Here is a 26603-nt window from a genome sequence, read left to right on the forward strand (position 1 = left end):
CAGGAGTTTCTCAGCACCCTGCTAGATCACCAGGTTCGGGCCGCGCTCGGCCGGATGGCTGCCGGCGGGTTCGATCGCGGCCCAGTCCTCGGCGGTCTGGAAACCTATTCGGCCCTTCGCGCCGGTGATGGCGTTGGCTTCCTGGAAGATCGCCGCGATATCGCTGCGCAGCCGGCTGCCGAGGAGGCGTCTGCTGCGCAGAATGAGGTCGAAGCGCTCGCCCGTCACCAGGCCGTCGAGCTGCAGCTCGCCCAGGCGCGAGAGCGCAAGTTCCACGACGAAACGTGTCGCGCGCGGCCCGGAATCGTCGCCGGGCCGCGCCGGCTTGCGGCGCAGGTAGAAGTGGACCGGCATCACCGCGCCCTCGTGAACGAGCGGAAGGGCGAGCAGGCGCCAGTCGCCGCCCGGCGTTTCCGCCTGGCGGCTCATCTGGTTGAACTCCTGGCCGAGGCGGGTCACGAGCTCGGCGCGGCCGAGACGCTCCAGGCGCTCCAGGGCGCCGCTGCCCAGCCAGGCCGGCAGCGACCCGCCGCTGAGCGCGCTCATCAGGAACAGCAGGCCCGAGCCCAGCCGGGGTCCCGTGCGCGGCACGAGCTCCGCCGGGCCGGCGTTGCTCGGCGGCCCGGCTGCGGGCCCGGCCTCCTCCGTGGCCAGGACCTGCAAGGCCTCGACCAGGGCCGGCCAGCCCCGGTTCGCCGGTTCGGCGGCCGCGGGCCTCGGCCCCGCCGCGGGCAGCTGGAGCGCGAGGCCTACCCGGTCGCCGGCCGCCAGGCCGGCCTGGGGCGCCAGGAGCAGCTTGCCGAGGGGGGTGGCGACGACGACGCGGCCGTCTCTGGTGGTGGCGGTGACCCGGCCGTCCACCATCGGCTGCAGGAGCGGACGTGTGCCCGCGACGATGCTCTCGGGCGGTGTGGCGACGGTCCGCTGCGGGGCGGGCGCGGCGGACGGCCCCGGGGGCGGGGGTGCGGCCGAAGCCCCGGCCGGCGCGGCCTGTGGGCCGCGCGGGGCCGTGATAGCTTGGGTCGGGGCCGCTTGGGCCGGGGCCGCTGGCGTGGGTCGCACCGGGACAGGCGCGCCGCTGCGCTCCAGCGCCGGCACCGGCTGCTTGATGACCGGCGCGTCGGCTGCCGGCGGGTTCGCGGGGAGGCCTCCAGGCGCCGCGGCGGGCCGGCCGGCAGCACCGATCGGCGGCGGGGTTTCGGACAGAAGAGAAAGGACGCGGACGGCGATCCGGGCGCCCGGCCGCAGCTCCGGCATGCCCGGCCGATTAGCGGCCTCGCCCGGGGCGGGCCCGGCGAGCACGGTCGCGGTGATTGCCGGCTGCCGCCCGACCGTGTCCTGCGGGCCGGCGGCCGGGACCCGGAGCTCCGTGGCCGCGCCGCCGCGGTCGCCCGCCGCCGGCCGGGACGGGGGCGGCTGGACCGAGGGCGGCGTCGGCGGTCGGTCGCCCTCCGCGGGTTGCGGCAGGATGACCAGGGCGCCGCCGGATCCGCTCGGGAGCTGGACCAGGACGGTCCGCAGGGCGGCCGGGGCGTTGCGGGCGGCGACCTCGAGATCGCCGAGCGCCGTCGCGATGACGATCGTCCCCCCGGCGCCGCGCCCGGCGACCAGGCCGCGCAGCAGGCTACCGGCGGGAAGCTCCGCCAGCGCCTCGGGGGCCGAGACCAGGGTTCCCTTGACCGCAGGCTCCGGCGTCGCCGGGGCGCCGGCGGGGGGGCGCGGCGGCGCGGGCGGGACCCCGCTCACCGCTCCCTCAGCAGTCCCTGGGCGAGCTTCTCCACGTCCTGGGCCGCCTGGCAGGAGGGGAAGCGGGTCAGGATCGGCGTCTGGCTGCGGATCGAGTCTTTCACCTTGCTATCGCGGCGGATGATGCCGCCCAGCGGCGGCCGCGACTTGAGGAAGGACTCGCAGGCCTTTACCAGGGTCTCGTAGGTCGCGCGCCCGGCGCTCTCGCTGTCCGCCAGGTTGACCACCACGCGGATATCGGCGTCCGGGCGCTGCTGCAGGAGCAGCTTGATGAAGGCATAGGCGTCGGTGAGAGAGGTCGGCTCGTCGGTGAGGACGACCAGGCAACGCCCGCTCCGGGCAGCCAGATGGCGCACGGTGCGGTCGACGCCGGCGCCGAGGTCGAGCACCACGTCCTGATAGTCTGCCGCCAGGGTCTCCAGGTCGTCGCCGAGCGCGACCAGGCGGGCCGGCGCGAGGCTGGCCAGGGAGCCGGACCCGGAGCGCCCGGCAATGATGTCGAAGCCACCGTCGGCGAAGGTCGTCACCGCCCGCTTCAGGCCGTAGTGCGCGACGAGGACGCCGCCCAGGTCCCGCTCGGGCGCCAGGCCCAGCTGGATATCGACGTTCGCGAGACCGAGGTCGCCGTCGAAAAGCAGCGCCCTGCGTCCCGCCTTCGCGAAGGCCTGGCTTAGAGAAATGGCGAGCCAGGTCTTGCCGACGCCGCCCTTGCCGGAGGCGATGGCGATGAACTTGCTGCAGCATGGAGGCGCTTCGCGCAGCGGGAGAGGTGGCTCCGCGCCGATGGCCTGTGTCATGGATCGGTCCCTGTCGCTGGAAGGGTTGCGGGTCTGGGCGGCCGAACGCCGGAGAGCAGGAGGCGGGCCAGGGAAACGGGGTTCACGGCGGTCAAGCCGCCGCCGATCGTGGGCGAGATGCCGACGCCGCAGAGCACGAGACCGCCGGCGTCCGCGGCGCTCAGGATGCCGCCGAGACGCCGCGTCGTGTCCAGCTTGGTGGCGATCAGGCTGCGGGCGCCCCAGGCGGCGAAGATCTCGGCCCACTCGGCCGCCTCCAGCACGTCGCCGCCGGCGCCCATGACCAGGACCACGTGCGCCGAGACGGCCTCGGCGGCCTCGGCCAGCGCGGCGCCCGCCCGGTCGTCGAGCGGATTGCAGCCGGGCGTGTCGATCACCACGAGGCCCTCGAGCGGACCGGGCGTCACCAGGGCCGCCAGCTGCTCGACCGTCTCGGCCTTCCTGAGCGGCGCCTCCAGCGCCTCGGCGAAGGCTACGATCTGCGACAGCCCGCCCGCCTTGTCGGCATCCATGGTGACCAGGCGGACGGTCTCGCCGATCTCCTGGCGGAACCGCGCGCAGAGCTTGGCGGCGGTCGCCGTCTTGCCGGCGCCCGGCGGTCCGATCAGCATGACCGGCCGGCCGTCGGCGCCGTCCGGCGGCGTGGCGAAGCGGAAGACGGCGTCGATCGCTCCGCCCAGGGCCATCGAGCCCTCCGGCGCCGGCAGCTCCCCGGCCGCCGCCAGAAGGCGGTCGGCCAGGCCCAGGGGCACCCGGTGATGCTCCAGCGCGTCGGCCAGACGATCGAGCGAATCGAGAGGCTCCGGCGCGGCGCCCTGCTCCAGCGCCGAGAAGGCCTCGTCTTCCAGCGCCGCGGTGATCTTGACCTTGCCGGTGACGGAATCGTTTTGGGTCGAGAGGATCACCGCGTCATCGCCGAGCTGGGCGCGGACCATGGCCATGGCCTCGGGAACGCTGGACGCTATGAAACTCTTAAGGCGCATCTCTCGCTGCTCAAATCTGGCCCAAGGTCTTGATCTTCACCTTGGCGTGTATCTCGTTCTGGGACAGAACCGCGGTCTCTGGTCGGAAGCGCTCGACGATCGAGCGCACGTAGTGGCGGATGCCCGGCGAGCAGAGCAGGGCCGGGCTCTCGCCCGACGCGGCGTGCTGCGCGAAGGCCTGCCGGACCTCGACGATGAAGTCCTGCAGTTGGGACGGGGCCAGGGATAGACGGCGATCCTCGCCTTCGCCCACCAGGGAGTCGGCGAAGGCCTGCTCCCATCGGGCTGACAGGGCGACCAGGGGAATGTAGCCATCGGGGTTGAGCAGGCCATGGGAGATCTGGCGGGCCAGGCGGGCGCGCACGTGCTCGGTGATCGCGCCGATGTTGCGCGTGAAGCTGCAGGCCTCGGAGATGCCCTCCAGGATGGTCGAGAGGTCGCGGATCGAGATCCGCTCCGACAACAGGTTCTGCAGGACCCGCTGGACGCCGCCCAGGGCGATCTGGTTGGGGATCATGTCGGCGATCAGCTTCTGCTGATCGGAGCCGAGCTCGTCGAGCAGCTTCTGGGTCTCGGCGTAGGACAACAGCTCGGGCATGTTGTCCTTGATGATCTCGGTCAGGTGCGTGGCGATCACGGTCTGCGGGTCGACCACGGTGTAGCCGCGGAATAGGGCCTCCTCGCGCTGGCCGGCGTCGATCCAGCGCGCCGGCAGGCCGAAAGTCGGCTCGACGGTCTCCTCGCCGACCAGGCTGATCGGCTCGCCTTTTGGATCCATGACCAGCAGCATGTTGGGGCGCAGGTCGCCGCGGCCGGCATCGATCTCCTTGATCCGGATGACATAGGTGTTGGCGGCCAGCTGCAGGTTGTCCTGGATCCGCACCGACGGCAGGACGAAGCCCATGTCCTGGGCGAGCTGCCGGCGCAGGGCCTTGATCTGGTCGGTGATCTTCTGTCCGACCTGGTCGTGGATCAGGCCGAGCAGGCCGTAGCCGAGCTCGAGACGAACGTGGTCGATCTGCAGCGCGTGGGCGATCGGCTCCTCGGCGGCCTGGGCCTGCGGCGCGCTCGACCGCTCGGCCTCGACCCGGGCCTGCTCCGCCTCCTCCTGGCGCCTGGTCAGCAGCCAGGCGGAACCGCCCGAGAGCGCGGCCAGCATGATGAAGGGGAGGAACGGGATTCCCGGCAGGAGCGCCAGCGCCGCCATGAGAAAGGAGGAGAGGCCGAGCGCGCGGGGATAGGCGCCGAGCTGGCCGAACAGGGCCTTGTCGGTCGACCCCGTCGTGGCCGAGCGCGAGACCAGCAGGCCGGCCGCGGTCGAAACGATGATCGCCGGGATCTGGGTGACCAGCCCGTCGCCGACGGTCAGCACGGTGTAGCTCTCGCCCGCCTCGGAGAGGCTCAGGCCCATCTGCGCCGTGCCGATGATGATGCCACCGACGATGTTGATGAAGGTGATCAGCAGCCCGGCGATGGCGTCGCCGCGCACGAACTTGGCGGCGCCGTCCATCGCGCCGTAGAAGTTGCTCTCGTCCTCCAGGTCCCTGCGCCGCTGTCGCGCTTCGTTCTCGTCGATCAGGCCCGCCGAGAGGTCGGCGTCGATCGCCATCTGCTTGCCCGGCATGGCGTCGAGGCTGAAGCGCGCCGAGACCTCGGCGATACGGCCCGAGCCCTTGGTGATGACGATGAAGTTCACGATCACCAGGATGCCGAACACGATCATCCCGATGACGAAGTTGCCGCTCATGACGAAGTTGCCGAAGGCCTGAATGACCTTGCCGGCGGCGTCTGGACCGCGGTGACCCTCGGCCAGGATCAGCCGGGTCGAGGCCAGATTGAGCGACAGGCGCAGCATGGTCGCGATCAGCAGAACCGTGGGAAACGAGCTGAACTCGAGCGGCCGGCTGATGAACAGCACGGTCATCAGGATCAGTACAGAGAAGGTGATCGAGAGCGCCAGGGAGATGTCGAGCAGCCAGCTCGGCATCGGCAGAATGAGCACGACCAGGATGCAGACAACGCCGAGGGCGAGGGCGACGTCGCCCCGGCGCAGCGCCTTCAGGATCTGGCCGAAGCCGTCGCCGGTTCTGCCGCCGAGTTCGTCCTGCGATGCCGTGTCGGACATGGCTGGGGGCTATCTCCCGCGCTGCTCTCGCCCGGCGCCTCAGGCCGGCGCCCGCTCGCTCTCGCCGGGTGCGGGCACGCGTATGCCGTCCTGGCTGTAGAGCTTGAGCTTGTTGCGCAGCGTGCGGATCGAGATGCCGAGGATGTTGGCGGCGTGGGTCCGGTTGCCGAGGCAGTGCTCCAGCGTGTCGAGGATCAGGTCCCGCTCGACGTCGGCCACGGTCCGACCGACCAGCCCGCGCATGGTCGCGGCCTCCCCGTCGGCCGCGCCGTCGCCGCCCGCCTTCGGGCGCTCGCCCGCGGCGGCCCGGTCGCCGGCCTCGGCCGCCAGCGCGCCGCCGGTCAGGACGATGGCGCCGGCCGTGACCCGGCCGTCCTCGGCCAGAAGGACCGCCCGGTGCATGGTGTTCTCGAGCTCGCGGACGTTGCCGCGCCAGCTGTGTGCCTGGAGCGCCACAAGGGCTTCAACCTCCAGGGACGGCTTGGCGACGCCGTTGGCCTCGGCGTACTTGGCTAGGAAATGCTCGGCCAGGACCTCCAGGTCGCGCGGCCGCTTGCGCAGAGGCAGCAGCGCGATGTTGACCACATTGAGCCGGAAGAAGAGGTCCTCGCGGAAACGGCCCTGGCGCACTTCCTCAACGAGGTCACGGTTCGAGGTGGCGACCAGGCGGATGTCGACCTTGATCGGCTGGGTGCCGCCGACCCGGTCGATTTCCATCTCCTGGATGGCGCGCAGCATCTTGGCCTGCAGCCGCGGATCCATCTCCGAGATCTCGTCGAGCAGCAGCGTGCCGCCATGAGCCTCCTCGAACTTGCCGATCCGCCGGGCGACGGCGCCGGTGAAGGCGCCCTTCTCGTGCCCGAACAGTTCCGACTCGAGCAGATTGTCGGGGATCGCCGCGCAGTTGACCGAGATGAAAGGCTTGTTGGCGCGCTTGGAGCGGCTGTGGATGTAGCGCGCCATGACCTCCTTGCCGGTTCCCGACTCCCCGGTGATCAGCACGCTCGCGCTGGCCGGCGCGATCTGCTCGGCGAGCTTCAGGATGCCGCCCATGGCGGGGTCGCGGGTGATGAAGGCGTTGGTCTCCTCGACCACCGCCGCCAGCACCGCCGCGATCAGCTCGGGGTCAGGCGGCAGCGGCAGGTATTCCTTGGCGCCGGCGCGGATCGCGGTGACCGCGCGGTCGGTATCGTTGCCGATGCCGCAGGCGACGACCGGGATGGAGATGCGCTCGGATTCCAGACGGGTGATCAGCTCCCCGACATCGAGCACGACATCGGCGAAGACCAGATCGGCGCCCTGGCCGGAACGCAGCGCCGCGAGCGCGGCGCCCACGTCGGAGACGTGGGCGACCTTGGCGCCGCGGTCCAGCGCGATCTTGCCGGCGGCGGCGATGTGCCCTTCCAGGGTTCCAACGATGAGAAGCCGCATCGAACGTCTCCAACTCAGCTCGGGTTCAATCGAAGTACTTCAGCCGCGCGGCGGGCGGCAGCAGGGTGTTCAGGGCGATCTCCAGCCGGCGCGGGTTCTCCTGCCGGCTGATCGAGGCCGCGCCCAGGGCGTAGATCCGGTTGGCCTCGGCCTCGACCTGGGAGTTGCGCTCCAGCTTGTTGGCCAGCGGATTGAAGACCATGTTGGCCAGCACCGCGCCGTAGAAGGTGGTCAGGAGCGCGACCGCCATGGCCGGACCGATTGTCGAGGGGTCTTCCAGGCTGCCCAGCATCTGCACCAGCCCGACCAGGGTGCCGATCAGGCCCATGGCCGGCGCCACCTCGCCGGCGCGGCGCAGCACGCCGGCCGCGCGCCAGTGTCGCTCCGCGGTCTGTTCCGCCTCGATGGCGAGGATCCGCTCGATCTCCTCGGCCGGCAGGCCGTCGATCACCAGGGAGAGCGCCCGTTTCAGGAACAGACCGGGGGGCATGCCGGCCAGGCGGCTCTGCAGCGACATCAGCCCCTTGCCCCGGGCGTTCTCGGCCATTTCGATGACCAGCAGGGCAGCCCGCTCGGGCCGCTCGGCGTGATAGACAAGCGCGCGCAGCATGACCAGCTGGGCCCTCATCACCTCTTCGAAGGTGAAGGAGATGGTGGTGACCATGAAGGTCCCGCCGATCACGATCAGCAGCCCCGGCAGATTGAGGAAGTTGCCGATCGCGCCGCCGAGATAGATCGCCAGGCCGATCAGGGCGAAGCTGCCGAGCGCCCCCAGCAGCGTCGCGAAGTCGACCGCCGGGCGCACCGATACCGTGCGCCCGCGCGGAGCGGGGCGCCGGCGGACGGCGTTGCGGGCTCTGGTGCTGCCTACGTTGGCCATGCTTCCTGCGCCGAGTCCTTCCGACTGGCTGTCCCGCGGCCGATCAGCTGCGGTCGACCTTGATGATCTCCGTCATGGTGACGCCGAGGCGGTCTTCCACCACGACCACCTCGCCGCGGGCGACCAGCCGGTTGTTGACGTAGATGTCGATCGCCTCGCCGACCTTGCGGTCCAGCTCGACCACGGCGCCGCGGCCGAGCTTGAGCAGCTGGCTAACCTGCATCGTGGCTCGTCCGAGCACGGCAGAGACCTGGACCGGAATGTCGTAGACGGCTTCCAGCTCCTTGGCGTTGTTGGGCGGCTGCTGCTGGAAGTCCGCCGGATCTACGAACTCCTCGGGTAGTTCGCCCGAGCTCTCGCCGTCCAGTTCCGACAGTTCCAGATTCTCGTCTTCGCTCATCTTCGGGCTCCCGTTTGGCTGCGTCCGGATCAGCCGGTTGTTAGAGGTTCTGCGATCCCCGGCTCCGGTGTTTCAGGGTCTGCGGCCGGCCTGCTGCCGGCCTCGAGGTCCGGGCCGGCGTCACCGCCCGCGCCGGTCTCCCGGTCGGGGGCATCGGCGGCTGCGGCTGGTTCGCCGCCGTGCCCGGTGTGGAGCGCCCGGTCGAGCACCTCATCGATCTCGGCCCAGAGCTCCTGGCTATCGTGTTCGGCGCCGCCGTCGGCCCACTCGACCCGGGCGTCGGCCGGCCCGAGACCGGCTTCACTGAGCAGCACGATGCGGCCCTCGAAGCCGCAGCCGGCGGCAATGCCGTCGAGCCGCGCCTTGAGCGCGTCGAGCTGGGCGTCCGGGACCCGGACCACCACGCGGGGCTCGTCCTCCAGGCTGGCCAAGCAGTGCTCGACCAGGCCCTCGATCTCCGCGAGGCCGCCCTGCGCCGCCATGCTGGGAAACAGCTTCCTGACCACCGACACGGCGACCCGGATCGCCCGTTCCTCGCGCTGCCGGGCGCTCTGCGCGGCGTCCTCGCCGAGCCGGGAAAGCTGCTGCTCGATCGCGGAGAGCGCCGCGGCGGCGCTCTGTTCGGCGCCGGCCAGCGCCTCGGCCCGGCCGGCCGCTTCGCCCGCGGCGTAGCCCTTGCGTTCCGCCTCGGCCAGTTCCTCGACGCCGAAGCTCGGCGCCGCCTCGGCTTCCGCCGCGCGCTCGGCCTCGCGGGCCAGCGCGCGCTCGTCGAAGCTGGTCTGGAACAGGAACTTTTCCGGTCGCGCCATCTCACACTCCGACATCGGTTCAGAACACCAGCTCGTCTTCTTCGCTGCCGTCCGACAGGATGATCTCGTTGCGCGCGGCGAGGTCCTTGGCGACCTGAACCAGGTGCATTTGGGCCTCGTCGACGTCGCGCAGACGCACCGGCCCCATGGCCTGCATGTCCTCCTGCATGATCTTCGCCGCGCGTTCCGACATGTTCGAGAAGAAGAGATCGCGCAGCGTTTCCGAGGCGCCCTTGAGCGCGATCGCGAGCTTGTCGTTCTCGGCGGCGCGCATCAGGGTCTGGACGCCGGAGGGGTCGAGCTGGCTGAGATCCTCGAAGGTGAACATCAGCGCCTTGATCTTCTCCGCCGACTCTTTGTTGCGCTCCTCCAGCGAGTTCAGGAACTTGCTCTCGGTCGCCCGGTCGAGGTTGTTGAAGATGTCCGCCATCATCTCGTGGGCGTCGCGCCTGCTGGTCCGCGCCAGGTTCGACATGAACTCCGTGCGCAGGGTGCGCTCGACGTCGTCGAGCACCTCTCTCTGCACCGCGTCCATGCGCAGCATCCGCATGATGACTTCGAGAGCGAAGGGCTCCGGCAGGTTGCCGAGGACGCGCGCGGCGTGCTCCGGCTTGATCTTGGAGAGGACCACGGAGACCGTCTGGGGGTATTCGTTCTTGAGGTAGTTCGCCAGGACCGTCTCGTTGACGTTGCCCAGCTTGTCCCACATGGTGCGGCCGGCCGGGCCGCGGATCTCCTCCATGATGGCGTTTACCTTGTCCTTCTCCATGACCTTGAGGAGAAGGCGCTCGGTGCTCTCGTAGTTGCCGACCACCGAGCCCGTGCTGGAGATCCGCTCGGTGAACTCGATGAAGAGCCGCTCGATCAGCTGGGAGCTGACGTTGCCCAAGTTGGCCATCTGCTGGGAGAGTTCCTTGATCTCCTCGTCGTCCATCATGGTGAAGAGCCGGGCGGCGTTCTCCTCGCCGACCGACATCACTAGGAGCGCGGCTTTCTCCGGCCCGGACAGGGAATTGAAGTCCTCTCTCACCCGCATCCCGTGCTCCTCAATGCTCTGTGTGGAGCCAGGACCGGACGATGGCGACGCACTCCTCCGGATGCTTCTCGACGATCTCGCCGATCTTCTTGATCGAGGACATGCGCACGCGGCCCTCGACCTTGACCATGTCGATCATGCTCTCGCCTTCGCCGTCCTCGCCGCCGCCGGCGAGCTGGGCAAGGCCTTGGCCGGCGCCGCCCAGCGCCGCGGCGGCCGCGCCGCCCGGCGGCAGGGCTGCCGCCTCGGGTCCGGTCAGGGCCGCCTGGCCGCTGAGTCGGTCGGTGATCTGGCCCGGTGCCGGCGCGCCGCCGCCGATCGTGCCGTCGAGCAGGCGGGTGATGACGGGCCGGACGATCAGCAGGAGGATCAGGACCCCGACGACGCCGAGCACGAGGACCTCGGCGATCCGCGCCAGCTCGACCGTACCGAATCCGAACAGGCCGGTCTCGCCGTCGCTGCCCAGGGTCTCGTCCAGTTGGGCGAAGCGCAGGTTCGCCACCTCGAGTGAGTCGCCGCGGGCCTCGTCGATCCCGGCGGCCGAGCTGACCAGCGCCGCGATCTGCTCGAGCTCCGCCTCGCTGCGCGGCTGGTAGGTGGTCTCGCCGTCGGCGGTCGTGGAGACCACGCCGTTGACCAGCACCGCGACCGAGAGCTTGCGGACCAGGCCGGCTTCGCGCACCCGGTTCTTCACGGTACGGCTGATCTCGTAGTTGACCGTCTCCTCGACCCGCGCCGAGTTGCTCTTGTTGGTCGCGCCGGCGTCGTCCGCGGGGAGGCCGGCATCGGGCAAGTTGTTGCCGACCGTGACCGGCGGACGGCCCTCGCTGTCTTCGGCGGCGGAACTCTCCTCGACGGTTTGGGTCGAGCGGACAACCTGGCCGTCGGGATCGTAGATCTCGGCGTTCTCGGTGATCCGGTCGAAGTCCATTTCGGCCGAGACCTCGGCTCGGACGTTGCCCGGACCGACGGTCCGCTCGAGCAGGTCCTCGATCGTCCGCGCCATGCGGGTCTCGTAGCGGATGCGCATCTCTTCCGCGGTGCTGGCGGCGCCCTCGAGGCTGCCTTCCGGGACGCCGCGGGCGAGCAGGGTCCCCTTGTTGTCGACGATGGAGACCATGCTGGGCTCGAGCCCCGGAACCGCCGAGGCGACCAGGTTCTGGATCGCCTGCACCTGGTCGCGTTCCAGCCGGCGTCCGCCGCGCATGGTCAGGACGATCGAAGCGCTCGGGTCCTGGCGGTCACGGCTGAACAGCTCGCGGCGTGGCAGGACCAGGTGGACCCGGGCCGACCGGACCTGGTTGATCGAGCGAATGGTGCGGGCCAGCTCGCCTTCCAGCGCGCGCAGGTGGTTGATGTTCTGAACAAAGTTGGTGGTGCCCAGGCCCTCGGACCGGTCGAAGATCTCGTAGCCCATCGAGCCGCCGCTCGGCAGGCCCTCCTCGGCCATGGCGAAACGGATGCTGCCGACCTTGTCGGTCGGCACGAAGATCTGGGTGCCGTCGTTGCTCAGGCGATAGGACTGGTTGAGCTGCTCCAGGCGCGCGATGATCTGGGCCGAATCCTGGCTGCTCAGATCGGCGTAGAGCAGGGACATGTCGGGACTGGACAGGCGCGACGTCAGGAAGATGAAGAATGCCAGCGTGCCTGCGGCGACCACCGCCATGGCCGCGAGGCGCGTCGGCCCCAGGTTCTTCAAGGTTTCGATCAGTGCGTTCAACGCCGCGGCCCAGCTCTTGACGAGTTTCAGAGTGGCGCGCCGCCCGAAGGGCGCCAACCGCCTCTGATCATTAAATTAGTCTATTCGTCTTCAGTAAAAGCGCGGTTAAGGCGGGGAAATAATTGCCTAGCAGTTCTATTCTAATTTGTGTTGAAGCGCCCTGGAATCGCAAACCCCCGCGCCAGGGGCTGGCACGGGGGTGCTCGTCAGGGGCGTCGCACCGGCGGCGCGGTGGGGCGGCGGGCTCAGGAGCCGCTGTTGGGCGGGGCCTCGCCGAGGACGGTCTCGCCGTTGGGGGAGGTGCGCCGGTACTGCTGCAACCGGGTCGTGCGGAGTCCGCGCATGCCGTGACGGTCGATGAGGCGTTGCCAGGACAGGAACTCCTCGACCGAAAGGCGGTAGCGCTCGCAGGCCTCCTCCAAGGTGATCAGACCCGCGCGCACAGCGGCGACCACTTCGGCCTTGCGCCGAATGACCCACCGCTCCGTGTTCGGAGGCGGCAGATCATCGATGGACAACGGCTTACCTGCCGGTCCGATGACTGTGTTGGGCCTACCTGGGCTCTCCGACGCCATAAACTAGCCTCCAACCTGGGCTTTAGTTGTTCGGCTACAGTACTGGTGCCGTCTTTACAAATCGCTAAATCGGGGAGTTAAACAAGGTTTAAAAGTAGTAATAATTCCGTTAACCGCATTTATTCAAAATACCCACGCCGAAATCGACAGAATAGTCTTTTTCAGCGTGGGTACCTGAAAAGTAATTGATTTGTCTTATCGAATTACTGACGTGATTTCTTCCAGTAATTCGTCGGCCGTGGTGATCACCCGCGTATTGGCCGAGAAGGCGCGCTGGGCGACGATCAGGTTGGTAAATTCTTCGGCGAGATCGACGTTGGAGTTCTCCAGGGCCGCCGAGGCCACGACGCCGGCGCCGCCGGTGTTGGCCTGCTGCAGCAGCACGTTGCCCGAGGAGAGGGTCTCGATGAAGGCGTTGCCGTCTCGGGCCGAGAGTCCGTTCGGATTGCCGAAGCGGGCCAGCGGCAGCTGGTAGATGGCCAGGGTGCGGCCGTTGTCGAACAGCGCCGAAACGATGCCGTCCTCGTCGATGATGACGTCTGTGAATGAGCCGAACGGCAGGCCGTCCTGATCCAGGAAGGAGACGACGAAGGGGCCCGAGAACTGGGTGACGCCGTCGGTTAGCCCGACCGTGCCGAGATTGGCCGCGATCGAGCTAGGGTTGGCCGTGGTCGCGGTCCAGGTGATGTCGATCGCCGGGAAGGTGATCACGGCGGGCGTGCCGTTGCCGTCGAAGCTGATCGATCGGGCCGCGGCGGCCACGGTGCCGCTGGCGGCGCCGGTCGAGGACAGGGTGGGGTTCTGGACCGTGATGTCCCATTCCGGCGTGGCGGAGTCGTAGACGAAGTCGATCTGCAGGTCGTGGGCGGTGCCCAGAGAGTCGAGGATCTGCACGGTGGCGCTGTGGGTTTCGCCGTTGACGGCGGTCGCCGGCAGATTGATGCCGAGGTCGATGTTCCCGGTGGCCGTCGCGATGCCCGCCAGGTTGGCGACGTTTACGGTCTGCACGCTGGACAGCACCGTGGGGTTGGCGGGCAGGGCGCCGGAGGAGGAGAGTGGCCAGCCCTGCAGGAAATAGCCCGCGTCGTTCACCAGGTTGCCACTGGAGTCGGTGCGGAAGGAGCCGGCCCGGGTGTAGAGATACTCGTCCCCGGGCCCTGGCGCCGCGGCCTCGTTCACCACGAAGAGCCCGTTGCCCGAGATCGCGATATCCGTCGAGGATGTCGTGGTCTGGAGAATGCCCTGGGAATCGATGGACTGGATCGGCTGAGAGCGCACGCCGCCCGGCGAGTGGCTGTTGGCCGTCGCGGGCGTCGTCACCAGCGTCGAGAAGCTGGCATTGAGGCCCTTGTAGCCGACCGTGTTCACGTTGGCGATGTTGTCGGAAATCATGCCGATTGCCTGGCTCTGCGCCGACAATCCGGCCACGCTGGCAAAGAGTGCACCACCGATACTCATCTCTTTTCTCCCTTAGCGACTAGGCGATGGACCGCGATCCATCGGTTAGGGCTTCCTGCCCCGGAAAAATCTTGGCCCGCACGGGGGGGGCGGCAGACTAGGCGCCGCCGCCCGCCGGCGCGCGGACCGACAGGATCTGGCTCAGCGAGACCTGGAGGCTGCCGACCGAGAGGATGACCTCGCCGTTGACCAGCTCGATGCCGCTCACCTTGCCGACCGAACCCTGTGTCAGCGCCACGGGGTCGCCCTGGCCGTCGAGGGCCTGCACGCTGAAGCTGTAGCTGCCGTCGGGCAGCTGGTTGCCCTGGTCATCCTTGCCGTCCCAGACGATCTCCTGGGGCCCGGTGCCCGAAGGACCCTTGAGGCTCGCCACCGGTTGGCCCAGCGAGTCCAGGACAAGGACCGTGACCGCGCTGGCCGCCCCGGATAGGTCGTAGGCGAGGGTCGCGCCGCCGTCGACGAGGTCGAGGCCGGTGCCCTCGACCGTGACCGTCTTGCCGATGTAGTCGAGGGCGCCGGTCAGCTGGTTGCCGCCCTGGGCGGCGATCAACTGGTCGAGCTTGGTGTTCGTGTTGATCGCCTGCTCCACGTTGGCGAACTGCACCAGCTGGTCCGTGAACTGATTGGTGTCGAGCGGTTCGAGCGGGTCCTGGTTCTGCAGCTGCGTGGTCAGCAGCGTCAGGAAGTTGTCGAAGGTCTCCGTCAGATTGGTGGTGCTGCTTCCCGGCGGCTGCAGCTCGAGAAGGGGAACGCCGTTGATTTCCATGAACTCAGCTCCTTTCTTCCGGAGGCCCGCGTCAGACCGTCAAGTCGATCAGGCCGCGATGGCTGCCCGTCCCGGGCTTGGCGCCAGGGTCGTCATCCAGGTCTGCCGTTCCCTCGGCGCCGTTGCGGGACGCCCCGTCGACGTCGCGGGACTGGTGTTTGTCATGAGCCGACTGGTCGCGCAGATCGAAGGTGAAGCTGCCCGCGTCGGTCTTGAGGCCGGCCTCTTGGAGCGCTCTTTCGAGCACGCGCGCATCCCGCTGCAGAAGATCGAGAGCCTCGCCACGCTCGGCCAGGATCGCCGCGCGCAGGCGGCCGTCCTCGGCGAACTCAAGCTGGACGTCGATCCGTCCCAGTTCCGCCGGGTGCAGGCGCAGGGAGATCCGGTCCTGGCCGGCCTGCACCGCCTTTTGGATACGGACCGCCAGGATTTCGCTCTGCGGGCTCGCGCCCGCGGTGCGGCCGGGCGTGCTCTCCGGCGCCGCGCCGGTGCTAGCCGCGTCGCCCGTCGGCAAGGCGCCCTGGAGCCCCGGGGTGCCGAGCGGCGCCGGAGCGGGCTCCGCTGCCGGAGCGCTGATCGGAGTGGTGGTTGGCGGCGGCGCCGTCGCGCCGGTCGCCGCCTTGGCGGTCTCCGGCGTCTGGGCCGGGTTGCCGGCCCGGCTCTCCGCCACCGTTACGCTTGGGCGAACCTGCTCGTCAGCCGCTAATGACGGCTGCGGTCCGGGTCCGCTCCGGGCGGATCGCTCGCGGGAATCCTCGGCGAAGGACTGGTTTCCGGACGGGTCTGCCGGTGCTGCGGCACCGCTCGCGGACGCGGCGGCCCTCGCCGTCTCGCCGGCGTTCTGCGCCGCCTTGATCGTCGCCTCGAGGCCCTGCGCAGCCTCGCCCGACGGCGCCGGGCCGGCCGGGCGGGCGGTTTCGACGCCATCCGCCGGCAGCGCCTGCGCGCCCTCGCCAGCGATCCCAGGCGCCGAAACGCCAGGCGCCGGCCCGGCCGCGTCGGTCGCCAGGGGCTTGAAGATGTCGAGCGTCTCGGACGCCGGCGGCGCTTCCGGCCTGCTCTCGACCATGACGCCGGGGTTGCGCGGACCGGTCGGTGTCAGGCCTTCGGTCTGGAGCGACCCGATCCCTGGCGGCAGGGGCGGCGGTGCGGCGGGGGGCGGCGCGGCATCCACTGCCGGCAGGACGGCCGCCTCGGCCTCGCCCGGCGTGACGCCAACGGCGTTGAGCGCAGGCCTGTCGACGGCCCCGGCGAGCAATGCTGCGAAGGCGCCCCGGACGCCCTGGACGTCTTGGACGCCCTGAACGCCCCCGACGCCCTGGCCGAGGGGGGCGGCCTGGCCCTCGCCGGGCCGGCCCGTTCCGCCTTGTCCTATGATCCCGAATACATCCATCGCCGGACTGGTGTCGTTCTCCGCAGTGTTCCGGGTATCCGGAAGCAAGTCGCGGGCCAGTCCGCCGACGAGGGCTTAGCCTCTGATTTTCATGGGAGAATTTCTGGCCGTCCCGGCGGCGACGCCGGACTGCGGGGCAGGCCGGCCGCGCCAGGTCGGTACAAGCTGCCGGGTCCGGCAGTTCCTGCCGCCGGTCAGGCGACGGAGCGGGGCCCCGCCGAGACGGCACGCCCGACGCCGCCCTGGCGGTCCGGGTCCGGGGTGCCGTCGAGCAGGTCGCGGATCGCCCGGGGCGGCGTTTCCGCCACATAGGATTCGGGCATCAGCACCCGCCAGGTCGCACAGCGGTGCAGCGCGTCGCCCAGGATTGCCGTGCAGGCCCGGCGCCAGGAGTCGATGACTTCGGCGCGCCGGCCGGTCTCCGCCCGGTGGGCGCGATAGGCGGCAAGCAGCTCCTCGATCTGCTGCTCCGCCAGGGCGGTCAGGCTCTCGGCCATGGCGGCCCTGTCCGCCTCCCGGGTCTCGGTGGCGCTCTTGTTCCAGGCGCGGCGCTCGAGCAGCAGCAGCTGATCGACCGGACGGCCGCTGCGGACCGGCTGCTGGCCGAGCAGGGTCTCGGGCCTCGCTTCGAGGTGAACGCGCGTCTCCAGGTCCCGCAAGGTCGCCGGGTCGAGGCCCGCCTCGCCGCCGCGCAGGTGCGCGAGGCCACCGACCAGGGACGCCGCCGGTTCCGGCAGGTCCTGGGCCAGGTCGGGGAAAGCCTCGATGGTCCGGTAGGAGAGGTGGAGACGCTTGCCGAGGCCCTGGACCAAGCCGCCGCGGTCGAGCGCGGCCCAGTCGTCGCCGATGAAGCGCGCGCCCTCGGCCAGCAGGCCCAACAGCAGGTTGGTCTTGCCCGACCGGCGCGAGCCCGGGACCAAAATCGTGGCGCCCCGGCGCTCGGCGGCGGCGGCGGGCAAGAGAGCCTTGCCCCGGCAAAGCAGGCGGAGCTGAATGAGCTGCAGCAGCAGGCGATCAAACGCCGGAGGGTCGAAGTCGGGGTCGCAGGTGGCGCGCCAGCACTCGCCTGAGAGCGAGGCGAAGTCCAGGCGCAGGCAGCGGTCCTGGCCGTCGTGGAGGAAGACGCCGCGTCGGTCGCTGGCCACCGAGGCTCCGTGGCGGTCGCTCGACTCCGGGTCGGCGCGATCCTCGGTCAGGGCGATCCGGATGTCGGCGTGGCCGTCGCGCGACGGGGCCACCGCCAAGGGGGCGTACTCCGCCGCGAGATAGTCGACGATCGCGCTCGGCGGTCCGTCCAGCACGACGACCGTCTCGTCGAGGAAGCTCACCTGCCAGGTCTTCGCCGCGTCTCTCGCCATGGACTTCTCCCCGTTTCGCTCAGATCGTGATCCCGCCGCCCGACGAGCCGGTCGGATCGCTGGTGCCGGACTTTTCGCCGGCGCCCTCGGCGCTCGCCGGCTCGTCCTGGGCGCCCTGCTCGCCTTCCGGCGTGGTCAGCAGGCCGGCGGCGATCTGCCGATTCACGTTGATCAGCACGTCGAGCAGGTGCGGCTTGGCCTCGGCCAGGACGGCGACCGTGCGCCTGTCGACGAAGTTGCAGAGGTTCAGCATGTTGACCCGGATCTCCTGGGGGACCGGGCACTCCGGCGCGCTCAACTCGGCCTGAAAGATGGTCCAGAGGCGCCAGTTGAGGCGGGCCGCCTCGCGCAGGCCCTTGCGGTCGTCCGGGTTCTGCTGGGCCTCGGACAGGCGCCGCGCGGCTTCCAGCAGGGCGCGCCCCTCGGTCTCCCGCGGCGCGCCGCCGGCCTTGTGAAAACGGTTATAGCTGTGCAGTGCAGTGTCATTGGACATGTGACAGGACCTCGGACTCGTGGTCCAAGAGGCGGCTGCATTGCTTCAGGGCGCTGTAGAGCTGGTGGTCCTCGACCAGCGCCAGGATCTCGGCGCCGATCGTCTGGCCGCTGGGCGCCGCTTCCAGGTAGTCCTTGAGGAGGCGGCGGAAGTCGCCGATGTGGGCGGTCGCCTTCTCTGGAAAGAGGTAGGCGCACTGCAGGGCCAGGTACACGCGCGCCGCCGGTGTCGTGGCGCTTTCCTGGGTCAGAATGTCCTTCTGGCGCAGGATGTGGGCCTGGTTCTCGAACAGCAGGCTGGTTCCCTCGCCGTCGTTGCGGATCACCGCACCGTTGACGATCAGCTTCTCACCTTTGCCGACGGTCAGTTTCAGGGGCATGGCGTTCGTCGCCTCTGTGGATTTCTTCCTGCAATTAGCCTAAGCCCGACATGATTAAACTATGGTTAATTAAGACTAAACAAAAAATACGCATACGTAGTCTTCTGATCATAACGAATTAGACAGGTGATCGCGGGCGGTGCCCGGAAGCGCACGACCGCTGTTTGTATCAGAATCTCTATTTAGCAATGAGATAAGCATCGGGATCCCTGATTGCGCTATCGGAAATTGAAGTAGCCGGACGTGCAGGCCCGTCCCGCGTTGAAGTCACCAAGACCCGATGCATGGCGTTGACTAAGTAATGGTGAGACAAAAAGACTATTAAGTATCAATTAAGCAAAAATGTGTAGACCGCCTTAAGGATTCCCTCCAACGCGTCCTCTGTGGCGCGACGGGTCTTGCCGCGCCGGTTCGGGTCGAGGGCCGGCCGTTTCGAAGGATTGCGATGCCTCGTTCGCTTCGCCAGGACGGCTCCGAGTTCCCGATCCGGCCGGACGACGCCGAGGTCCCCGAGGTCCTCGAGAGCCCCGAAACCGGCGCCGCCGCGCAAGCGCCGGCAGAGAGCGGCAGCGGGCTGCCTGATTTTCGCTTCGAGGTCTGCGTCGACGACATCGCCCCCTTCACGGTCAGGTCCGATTGGCCGATCCGGGACGTGGTGCGGCAGATCGACACCGGCGGCGAGGGCCTCGCCCTGGTCGTCGACCGCCGGGGCCAGCTTCTGAACACGGTAACCGACGGCGACATCCGCCGGGCTCTTCTGGCCGGCCTGGATCTGGACCAGCCGGCCGAGCGCCTGCTGCACCCCGACCTGGCGCGGCGCCACCAGCAGCCGATCACGGCGCCCCGCGGGACGGTCGCCGTCACGCTGCTGCGCATCATGAGCAAGTACCTGATCCGTCACGTTCCCCTGGTCGAGCCCGACGGCCGGGTCACGGGCCTGGCGCTGCTCAGCCGCTTCGTCCGGCAGCAGGACCTGCCGCTGCGCGCGGTGATCATGGCGGGCGGCCTGGGAACGCGCCTGCGCCCGCTGACGGCGGCGACGCCGAAGCCCATGCTGCCGGTAGGCAACCGCCCGCTGCTGGAACGCACCATCGAGCAGCTGGGCCAGGCCGGGATCCGCAGCATCAACATCACGACCCACTTCCAGGCCGACAAGATCCGCCAGCATTTCGGCGACGGCAGCTCCTTCGGCGCCGCGGTGCACTACCACCACGAGGCCGAGCCGCTCGGCACGGCGGGCGCCCTGCGCCAGCTCCAGACCGATGGCGACCAGCCGCTGCTGGTGATCAACGGCGACATCCTGACCCGGGTCAACTACCGGGCCCTGCTCGAATATCACCTGGAGCACGGCGCCGACATGACGCTCTGTGTGCGCCGCTACGCGATGAAGGTGCCCTACGGCGTGGTCGAGTGCGACGGGCCGGCGGTGACCGCGCTGCGCGAGAAGCCCGAGCTCAGCTTCTTCTTCAACGCGGGCATCTACCTGATCGAGCCGTCGGTTTGCCGCGAGATCCCAGGCGGGCGGCGCTTCGACATGACCGACCTGATCGACCGTCTGATCGAGCGCGGCCGCCGCGTCGTCTGCTTCCCGATCCACGAGTACTGGCTCGATATCGGCCAGCTCGAGGACTACGAGCGGGTCCAGCAGGACGTCGAGAGCGGCAAGGTCGATGACTAGGTGGCACCGGGCATGATCAGAACGCGCCGCCGGCCGCCGACGGCGGGACCCGGCGGAGAAATGCCGGCCGTCCCCGACCCCGCCAACCGTCTGCGGCCCGGCCGCGCCGGGCAGAGGCCGGTCGTCTGCGTTCAGGGCCTGGGCTTCGTCGGCGCCGCCGTGGCCCTGGCGGTGGCGCGGGCGCGCGACGCCGAGGGCCGGCCGCGGTTCGACGTCGTCGGCGTCGACCTGGAGACGCCCCGCGGCCGGGCGGCGATCGAGAGCCTCAACCAGGGCCGCTTTCCCTTCGCCACCGAGGACCGCGCCCTCGAGGCGGCGGCCCGGCAGTCCCGTAACGACGGCAATCTCGTCGCGACCAGCGATCCGGCGGCCTACGCGAGCGCCGCGGTGGTCCTGGTCGACATCGATCTGGATCTCGCGATTGACACGGAGGCGGCGGGCGGTCCGGCGGCCCGGCTCGAGCTGGCGCGGTTCCGCGAGGCGATCGCCACGCTCGGCCGGACCATCGCGTCCGGCACCCTGGTGATCGTCGAGACCACCGTGCCGCCCGGTACCTGCAGCCGGGTGGTGGCGCCGGCGCTGGCCGAGGGCCTGGCCGCGCGGGGCCTGCCCGCGGACGGGTTCCTCTTGGCCCACGCCTATGAAAGGGTCATGCCCGGCGCCGGCTACCTCGACTCGATCGTCAACTACTGGCGGGTCTACGCCGGGCACACCGAGGCGGCGGCCGAGGCCTGCGCCGCCTTCCTGGGCCAGGTCGTCAACGTCGCGGACTATCCGCTCAAGCGCCTGTCCTCCACCACGGCGTCCGAGACCGCGAAGGTGCTGGAGAACAGCTACCGCGCGGTCAACATCGCCTTCATGGACGAGTGGGGCCGCTTCGCGGAGGCGGTCGGGCTCGACCTCTTCGAGGTGATCGACGCGGTCCGGCAGCGGCCGACCCACGCCAACCTGCGGCAGCCGGGCTTCGGCGTCGGCGGCTACTGCCTGCCGAAGGATCCCCTGCTGGCGCTGGCCGCCGCGCGTGAGATCTTCCGGCGCGAGGACCTGGACTTCCCCTTCTGCCGGCAGGCCGTCGCGGTCAACCGGGCCATGCCCCTGGCGAGCCTCGACGCGGTCGAGGCGCTCCTGGGCGGGAGTTTGGCGGAGAGGCGGCTGCTCCTGCTCGGCGTCAGCTACCGGCCCGAGGTTGCCGATACCCGCAACGCGCCGGCGGCGGCCTTCGTTATGGAGGCCAGGCGCCGCGGCGCGAGTGTGGCGGTGCACGATCCCCTGGTGCGCCATTGGCCCGAGCTCGATATCGCCATTCCCGAGGCCCTGCCGGACCCGGCGGGCTGCGACGCCGTGGTCGTCGCGGTCGGCCACGACGCTTACCGGGCGCTGGATTTTCCGCACTGGCTCGGCGCAGCCCGGCCGAAGATCCTCGACGCCGACAGTGTTCTCGACCGGGAGCAGAGAGATGGCCTCGCCAGGCTCGGCTGCCCGGTCGCCGCCATTGGCAGGGGAGGGACCTCGCCTTGCGCGTCCTGATCACCGGCGGCGCCGGCTTCATCGGCCTGCATCTGGCGCGGCGCCTCCTGGCCGATGGTGCCCAGGTCGACCTGGTCGACGACTTCTCGCGCGGCCGGCGCGACGGCGAGCTCGCCGCCCTCGGCGACGATCGCCGCCTCGTCTGCGTGGAGCGGGACCTGATCCGGCCGGAGGCCTTCGCCGGACTGGACCGCCGTTACGACCAGATCTTCCATCTGGCCGCGATCGTCGGTGTCGCCAACGTGGAGCGCCGGCCCTTCGCCGTGCTGCGCGACAACGCCGAGATGCTGCTTCGGGTGCTCGACTTCGCCGCCGGCCAGGCAGCTCTCGAGCGTCTGGTCTTCCTCTCGACCAGCGAGGTCCACGCCGGCTCGCTGGAGCACTTGGACCTGGCCGTCCCGACACCCGAGGCGGCGCCGGTCGCGCTGCCCGACCTGGCCCGGCCGCGCAGCAGCTACCTCCTGTCCAAGCTCTACGGCGAGGCGCTCTGCCTCCACGCCGGGCTGCCGGTCACCATCGCCCGCCCCTACAACATCTACGGTCCGCGCATGGGGCTGGCGCACGTGATCCCCGAGCTGATGCAGCGCGCCGCCGAGGCGCCCGAGGGCGGCCGGCTCGAGGTCTTTTCGGCGGCGCACTGCCGCGCCTTCTGCTTCGTCGAGGACGCGGTCGAGATGCTGCTGCGCCTGGCCCGGGCGCCCGGGACCCTGGGCGGGGTCTACAACCTGGGCAACGGCGGCGAGATGATCGCCATGGGCGCCCTGGCCCGGCTGGTCCTCGAGACCCTGGGCCGCGAACTCGAGGTGGTCGCCGGCGCGACGACGCCCGGCTCGCCGGCGCGGCGCTGCCCCGACATGACGAAGACCCTGGCCGCCACCGGCTACCAGCCGCGAGTCGACCTGCGCCAGGGGCTGGCGCGGACCTGGAACTGGTACGAGCGGCACTGCTTCGCCGCGCCCCTGGAGCAGCCGGCGTGACCGCGCCCGCCGCCGCGCGGCCGGAGACCGCCCCCGCCGAGGAGATCCCGCTCTGCGTGCCGGCGCTCGCCGAGGCCGACCGGGCCCGGGTCGCGGCCTGCCTGGAGAGCGGCTGGGTGTCGACCGCCGGTCCCGAGGTCGGGCGGTTCGAGGCCGCTTTCGCGGAATGCCTGGGGGCGCGCCACGCGCTGGCCACGGTCACCGGCACGGCGGCCCTGCACCTGGCCCTGCTCGCCGCCGGCGTCAGGCCGGACGACGAGGTGATCCTGCCGAGCTTCACCTTCATCGCGCCGGCCAACGCGGTGCGCTACGCCGGCGCCTGGCCGCTCTTCGTCGACAGCGACCCGGCGACCTGGCAGATGGACGTCGGCCTGGTGGCCGGGTTCCTCGAGAACCAGTGCGAGCCGGCGCCCGGCGGCCTGCGCAACCGGTTGAGCGGGCGCCGGATCGGCGCGCTGCTGCCGGTCCACGTTCTGGGCCACCCGATCGACATGGACCCGCTCTCGACGCTGGCCGCACGCTACGGTCTGCCGGTGATCGAGGACGCGACCGAGAGCCTGGGTGCTTGCTACAAGGGCCGCCCGGTCGGCGGGGACGGCCGCGCCGCCTGCTTCAGCTTCAACGGCAACAAGATCATGACCACCGGCGGCGGCGGCATGCTGGTGACTGACGACGCCGAGCTCGCCCAGCGGGCGCGCTACCTGGCGACCACGGCCAGGGACGATCCGGGCGAAGGGATCCACGGCGCAGTCGGCTTCAACTACCGCCTGACCGCGCTGCAGGCGGCCCTTGGCCTCACCCAGCTTGAGCGCCTGGCGGACTTCGTCACCGCCAAGCGGCGGATCGCCGCCGCCTACCGCGACGGCCTTTCCGGGCTTCCGGGGCTCGAGTTCATGCCGGAGGCGGACTGGGCGCGCTCGGTCTTCTGGCTGGCCAGCATCCGGCTCGACCCGGCCGCGGCGCCGCTCGACCGCCGGGCTCTGGCCGACCATCTGGCGCGGGCCGGGATCGCCTCGCGGCCGTTTTGGCAGCCGCTCCATCTGAGCCCGGCGCACGCGACCGCCGCCTGCCTCGGCGGCGAGGTCGCGGCGCGCCTGCACCGTGAGGTGCTCTCGCTGCCCTGCTCCTGCGGCCTGACCGCCGCTCAGCAGGACCGGGTCATCGCCGCGGTCCGCCATGCTTTCCGGCGCTGAGTTCCGCTCGGTCCCCGCTGCGCCCAGATTTCTGCGCGGCGACGAGGGCGGGGTCGCCGTCCGGATGGCTGCAGGAATGACGGCGCTCATGGGCATGGCCTGGCGATTGACACTGGCCACGTCTATGCCGAGGAGAACTGGCTCCAGGATGTTCCGCTCTACATAATAGGTTTAGAGCAGATTCACCGGGTTGATGGACCGCCCGTGGCGATTCCATCAAACCTGGATCTGCTCTAGGGCTTTCGCGCTCTGAGGTGCGTCGGTCTGAGTTCGCCCCGATCGAGGACGACGATCATCTTTTTCCACACATCGACCTGTCGATCCAAGAACTGCTTGCCGACGGTGGATTCGAGATTCGCGTGCAAGGCACCGGTGAGGTTCTCCAGCTCACGGCGCGCCTCTTGCCTGTACCAGGCGTTGCGGTCGGTCACCTCGATGTCGTCGAAACCCGCCGCTTCCAACGCCGCCTGGTAGACGGCCGCGGAGGCGAGGCCGAAGTCCAGACCTTCGGCGGAGACGTAGGCCTGCATGTCGGGCGAAGGCGCACCCGAGTAGCCGGCCAGCCAATCGCTCGCAGCAAACAAACCTCCGGGTTTCAGGCACCGGAAGATGTCCTCAGCAAGGGCATGCTTGTCGGCGATATGAATGATCGAGTCCTTGCTGAACACCATATCGAGGCTGGCGTCCTCGACGGGGAGTGGCCCGGGCTCGACACGGCGGAACCGGATCACGTCCGACAAACCGGATCGCGCCGCCAGCTTATCGCAGGCCTCGATCAAGTTGCTCTCGATGTCGATACCGATGATTCCCGCAACACCGTAGCGGCTGGCGATATGTACCGTCGCGCCACCGATGCCGCAGCCGATATCGAGCACGGATAGAGCGGTCAGATCCAGGCCGTCGAGAATGCGGTCCACTTCATCGGTGCCACCCGGCGACAGGAAACCCGCACCCCAAACCGCTTCCAGCACGGCGATCAGGTCGTCGTCATACTCCAGCTCCGGTTCGGTCTCATCGGGTGTAGTCATGAAGGCTCTCCATCTTCTTGCTTCCTGCGCTAACCTCGCCGTGCCCGATAGCGCTGCTGTGTCCGCTCGTGCCCCCGTCTCCTGACCCACGAGCCGCTGACGGCGGCGCTCCGCCGGCACGATCCGGCGGCCACGCTCAGAAGTATTCGGGCCTGACCACCTGGACGTCGGACACCGTGACGATGCCGATCTGCCTGGAAACCAGGTCGAACAGCGGCTTCAGGACGGCGTCGACGTTCTCCTCGTCGAGGATGCAGAAGATCATCACCAGGGCGCCGGCGCGCCCGACGACTCCGTCCCGGTGCCAGGCGCCGTCCTGCCCCCGTCCGGCGAGAACCGGCAGCACGGTGTAGCCGCCTACTCCCGTGCCATCGAGCAGATCGATCACGCGCTTCATCAAGGGCGCCTCGATCATGATGTCGATCCGTTTCTTCGGGTAGGTTTTCATCACGGGCTCCTCAATGAAGTGCCGACGCGAACGTGAGGTAGAGGGGGATGCCGACGATCAGATTGAACGGGAAGGTTACGCCGAGCGAGAGCGGCAGATAGATCGACGGCCTGGCCTCCGGCAGGGCCAGCCTGAGCGCCGCGGGCACGGCGATGTAGGAGGCGCTGGCGGCCAGCGTGATCATCAGGGCCGTCCCGCCGACCGAGAGGCCCGAGGCCATGGCGGCGAGGGCGCCGAACGCGCCGCCGACCAGGGGCATGTAGAGGCCGAAGATCACGACTCCCGGGGTGAGCTGCCCGCGGCCCTCCCGCAGCCCCCGGCCGGCGACGATGCCCATGTCGAGCAGGAAGATGCAGAGCACGCCGGCGAAGGGGTCGACGATCAAGGGCGCGATCGTCTCCAGGCCTTCGGCGCCGGTGATCCCGCCAATGATGAAGGCGCCGACCAGGACGACGATCGAGCCGTTCAGCACGACCTCGCGCATCAAGCCGGCCTGAGTCCCGCTGCGGCTGGTCCGGGACAACCAGAGGGCGACCATGATCGCGGGCGTTTCCATCGCAGCGGCGACCGCCACCATGTAGCCCTCGAAGGGTATCCCGCTGCGTTCCAGGGCCTGGGTCGCGGCGAGAAAGGTGACGATCGAGATCGAGCCGTAGTGGGCCGCGACGGCGGCGGCGTCGACCCGCGAAAGCTTGGTGGTCAGAACCAGCAGGCGGAAGGCGACAAGGGGGAGCAGGGCGCTCAGCAGGGCGCCGCTGGCCAGCGCCAGCACCATGGTCACGTCGAGGCCCTGCTGGGCGACCACCGCGCCGCCCTTGAAGCCGATCCCGAGCATCAGATAGAGCGAGAGGCCCTTGGCGATAGCCTCAGGCACGCTCAGATCGGACTTTGCCAGGGACGCGGCGAGACCGAGCGCGAAGAACAGGATCATCGGCGACAAGAGGTTCGCTGCCGCCAAATCGAATGCGGATTCCAAGCAAGGCCTCCTGCGTTGCTTCGACACCGTGACAATTGCCGATGAGGGGTCGGCCCTCCAGCCCTTTGTTGAGCGTCTGCCGATCGATGTCCGTGATGTCCAGCGGCGAGACTCCGACGATTTGCGGAACAGTCAAGGGCACGCGTAGCCGGGAAAGCTGTCGGCAGCGCGGCCAGGGCACGAGCGCGCCCACGGTGGAGCGGTGCATGCCGACGCCCGCAACCGAGGCCGACGAGACAAAAGGCGGCCGGCTGGCTGGATTGGATGGCTCGGGATCTTCCCGGGCGCCGACCGGAAACCTGGCCGAGAAAAACGCTGATCGGGAAATTCTATCGACCCCGAGTGCCCTCTCGATTGGCTCGACGGTCATCTGTAGCCACGTCGGTGGCGTAGGGGGAGAGCGCTGTCGCTACATGGCGTCGCGCCG

General features: G+C 69.6%; 24 protein-coding genes. 4 read left to right on the plus strand and 20 right to left on the minus strand.

Going from position 1 to position 26603, the window contains the following annotated elements; translation table 11 throughout:
- Positions 1 to 21: 21 nt before the first annotated feature.
- From QNJ67_03190 to QNJ67_03270, 17 genes are all read right to left on the minus strand, one after another.
- A complete protein-coding gene (locus QNJ67_03190; GenBank protein ID MDJ0607953.1) occupies positions 22 to 1746 on the minus strand; it encodes a hypothetical protein in 1725 nt (574 codons plus the stop codon).
- Positions 1743 to 2543, minus strand: a complete 801-nt coding sequence (locus tag QNJ67_03195) for a MinD/ParA family protein (GenBank protein ID MDJ0607954.1) — start codon at positions 2541 to 2543, stop codon at positions 1743 to 1745. The genes QNJ67_03190 and QNJ67_03195 overlap by 4 nt, the downstream gene beginning before the upstream one ends.
- On the minus strand, positions 2540 to 3526 hold the full coding sequence (locus tag QNJ67_03200; GenBank protein ID MDJ0607955.1) for an AAA family ATPase: 987 nt from the start codon (positions 3524 to 3526) through the stop codon (positions 2540 to 2542). Before QNJ67_03200 ends, QNJ67_03195 begins: the two co-directional genes overlap by 4 nt.
- A gap of 10 nt (positions 3527 to 3536) precedes the next feature.
- Positions 3537 to 5651 (minus strand): flagellar biosynthesis protein FlhA, encoded by a 2115-nt coding sequence (gene flhA, locus QNJ67_03205; protein ID MDJ0607956.1) that lies wholly within the window; start codon positions 5649 to 5651, stop codon positions 3537 to 3539.
- 39 nt (positions 5652 to 5690) lie between these two features.
- Entirely contained in the window at positions 5691 to 7082 is a 1392-nt protein-coding gene (locus tag QNJ67_03210) for a sigma-54 dependent transcriptional regulator (GenBank protein MDJ0607957.1), read from the minus strand.
- Positions 7083 to 7107: 25 nt separating this feature from the next.
- Positions 7108 to 7962 carry a MotA/TolQ/ExbB proton channel family protein gene (locus QNJ67_03215; GenBank protein MDJ0607958.1) on the minus strand — a complete coding sequence of 285 codons (855 nt, stop codon included), beginning with the start codon at positions 7960 to 7962 and terminating at the stop codon, positions 7108 to 7110.
- Positions 7963 to 8005: 43 nt separating this feature from the next.
- A complete protein-coding gene (gene fliN / locus QNJ67_03220; protein ID MDJ0607959.1) occupies positions 8006 to 8362 on the minus strand; it encodes a flagellar motor switch protein FliN in 357 nt (118 codons plus the stop codon).
- Positions 8363 to 8391: 29 nt separating this feature from the next.
- A complete protein-coding gene (locus tag QNJ67_03225; protein MDJ0607960.1) occupies positions 8392 to 9171 on the minus strand; it encodes a FliH/SctL family protein in 780 nt (259 codons plus the stop codon).
- A gap of 19 nt (positions 9172 to 9190) precedes the next feature.
- Positions 9191 to 10207, minus strand: a complete 1017-nt coding sequence (gene fliG, locus QNJ67_03230; protein MDJ0607961.1) for a flagellar motor switch protein FliG — start codon at positions 10205 to 10207, stop codon at positions 9191 to 9193.
- A gap of 10 nt (positions 10208 to 10217) precedes the next feature.
- Entirely contained in the window at positions 10218 to 11927 is a 1710-nt protein-coding gene (fliF, locus tag QNJ67_03235) for a flagellar basal-body MS-ring/collar protein FliF (GenBank protein ID MDJ0607962.1), read from the minus strand.
- A 245-nt stretch (positions 11928 to 12172) separates the two neighbouring features.
- On the minus strand, positions 12173 to 12502 hold the full coding sequence (locus QNJ67_03240) for a DUF1153 domain-containing protein (GenBank protein ID MDJ0607963.1): 330 nt from the start codon (positions 12500 to 12502) through the stop codon (positions 12173 to 12175).
- Positions 12503 to 12697: 195 nt separating this feature from the next.
- The gene (gene flgE, locus QNJ67_03245) at positions 12698 to 13960 is read right to left on the minus strand and encodes a flagellar hook protein FlgE (GenBank protein ID MDJ0607964.1); all 1263 of its coding nucleotides are present in this window, start codon (positions 13958 to 13960) and stop codon (positions 12698 to 12700) included.
- 97 nt (positions 13961 to 14057) lie between these two features.
- A complete protein-coding gene (locus tag QNJ67_03250; protein MDJ0607965.1) occupies positions 14058 to 14726 on the minus strand; it encodes a flagellar hook assembly protein FlgD in 669 nt (222 codons plus the stop codon).
- 31 nt (positions 14727 to 14757) lie between these two features.
- Positions 14758 to 16119, minus strand: coding sequence for a flagellar hook-length control protein FliK (locus tag QNJ67_03255; GenBank protein ID MDJ0607966.1), 1362 nt, complete (start codon positions 16117 to 16119; stop codon positions 14758 to 14760).
- A 194-nt stretch (positions 16120 to 16313) separates the two neighbouring features.
- Complete coding sequence (locus QNJ67_03260) at positions 16314 to 17477, minus strand: hypothetical protein (protein ID MDJ0607967.1); 1164 nt, start codon at positions 17475 to 17477, stop codon at positions 16314 to 16316.
- A gap of 19 nt (positions 17478 to 17496) precedes the next feature.
- The gene (gene flaF / locus QNJ67_03265; protein MDJ0607968.1) at positions 17497 to 17970 is read right to left on the minus strand and encodes a flagellar biosynthesis regulator FlaF; all 474 of its coding nucleotides are present in this window, start codon (positions 17968 to 17970) and stop codon (positions 17497 to 17499) included.
- Positions 17960 to 18349, minus strand: a complete 390-nt coding sequence (locus tag QNJ67_03270) for a flagellar biosynthesis repressor FlbT (protein ID MDJ0607969.1) — start codon at positions 18347 to 18349, stop codon at positions 17960 to 17962. Before QNJ67_03270 ends, flaF begins: the two co-directional genes overlap by 11 nt.
- A 445-nt stretch (positions 18350 to 18794) precedes the next feature.
- Between QNJ67_03270 and QNJ67_03275 the strand changes: the two genes are divergently transcribed.
- From QNJ67_03275 to QNJ67_03290, 4 genes are read left to right on the plus strand one after another with little or no spacing between them, the layout of a single operon-like run.
- A complete protein-coding gene (locus QNJ67_03275; protein MDJ0607970.1) occupies positions 18795 to 20027 on the plus strand; it encodes a nucleotidyltransferase family protein in 1233 nt (410 codons plus the stop codon).
- A gap of 12 nt (positions 20028 to 20039) precedes the next feature.
- Positions 20040 to 21554: a nucleotide sugar dehydrogenase gene (locus tag QNJ67_03280; protein MDJ0607971.1), complete on the plus strand. Its 1515-nt coding sequence runs from the start codon at positions 20040 to 20042 to the stop codon at positions 21552 to 21554.
- Entirely contained in the window at positions 21542 to 22531 is a 990-nt protein-coding gene (locus QNJ67_03285; GenBank protein ID MDJ0607972.1) for an NAD-dependent epimerase/dehydratase family protein, read from the plus strand. Before QNJ67_03280 ends, QNJ67_03285 begins: the two co-directional genes overlap by 13 nt.
- Positions 22528 to 23724: a DegT/DnrJ/EryC1/StrS family aminotransferase gene (locus tag QNJ67_03290; protein MDJ0607973.1), complete on the plus strand. Its 1197-nt coding sequence runs from the start codon at positions 22528 to 22530 to the stop codon at positions 23722 to 23724. Before QNJ67_03285 ends, QNJ67_03290 begins: the two co-directional genes overlap by 4 nt.
- Positions 23725 to 23957: 233 nt before the next feature.
- Here QNJ67_03290 and QNJ67_03295 read toward each other — a convergent pair whose 3' ends face one another.
- The 3 genes from QNJ67_03295 to QNJ67_03305 form a co-directional block, all read right to left on the minus strand.
- Positions 23958 to 24752 carry a methyltransferase domain-containing protein gene (locus tag QNJ67_03295; GenBank protein ID MDJ0607974.1) on the minus strand — a complete coding sequence of 265 codons (795 nt, stop codon included), beginning with the start codon at positions 24750 to 24752 and terminating at the stop codon, positions 23958 to 23960.
- 136 nt (positions 24753 to 24888) lie between these two features.
- Complete coding sequence (locus QNJ67_03300) at positions 24889 to 25200, minus strand: DUF190 domain-containing protein (protein MDJ0607975.1); 312 nt, start codon at positions 25198 to 25200, stop codon at positions 24889 to 24891.
- A gap of 10 nt (positions 25201 to 25210) precedes the next feature.
- Entirely contained in the window at positions 25211 to 26176 is a 966-nt protein-coding gene (locus QNJ67_03305) for a sodium-dependent bicarbonate transport family permease (GenBank protein ID MDJ0607976.1), read from the minus strand.
- Between the last annotated feature and the right edge of the window lie 427 nt (positions 26177 to 26603).

The organism is Kiloniellales bacterium (assembly GCA_030064845.1).
Classification (GTDB): Bacteria; Pseudomonadota; Alphaproteobacteria; order Kiloniellales; family JAKSDN01; genus JASJEC01.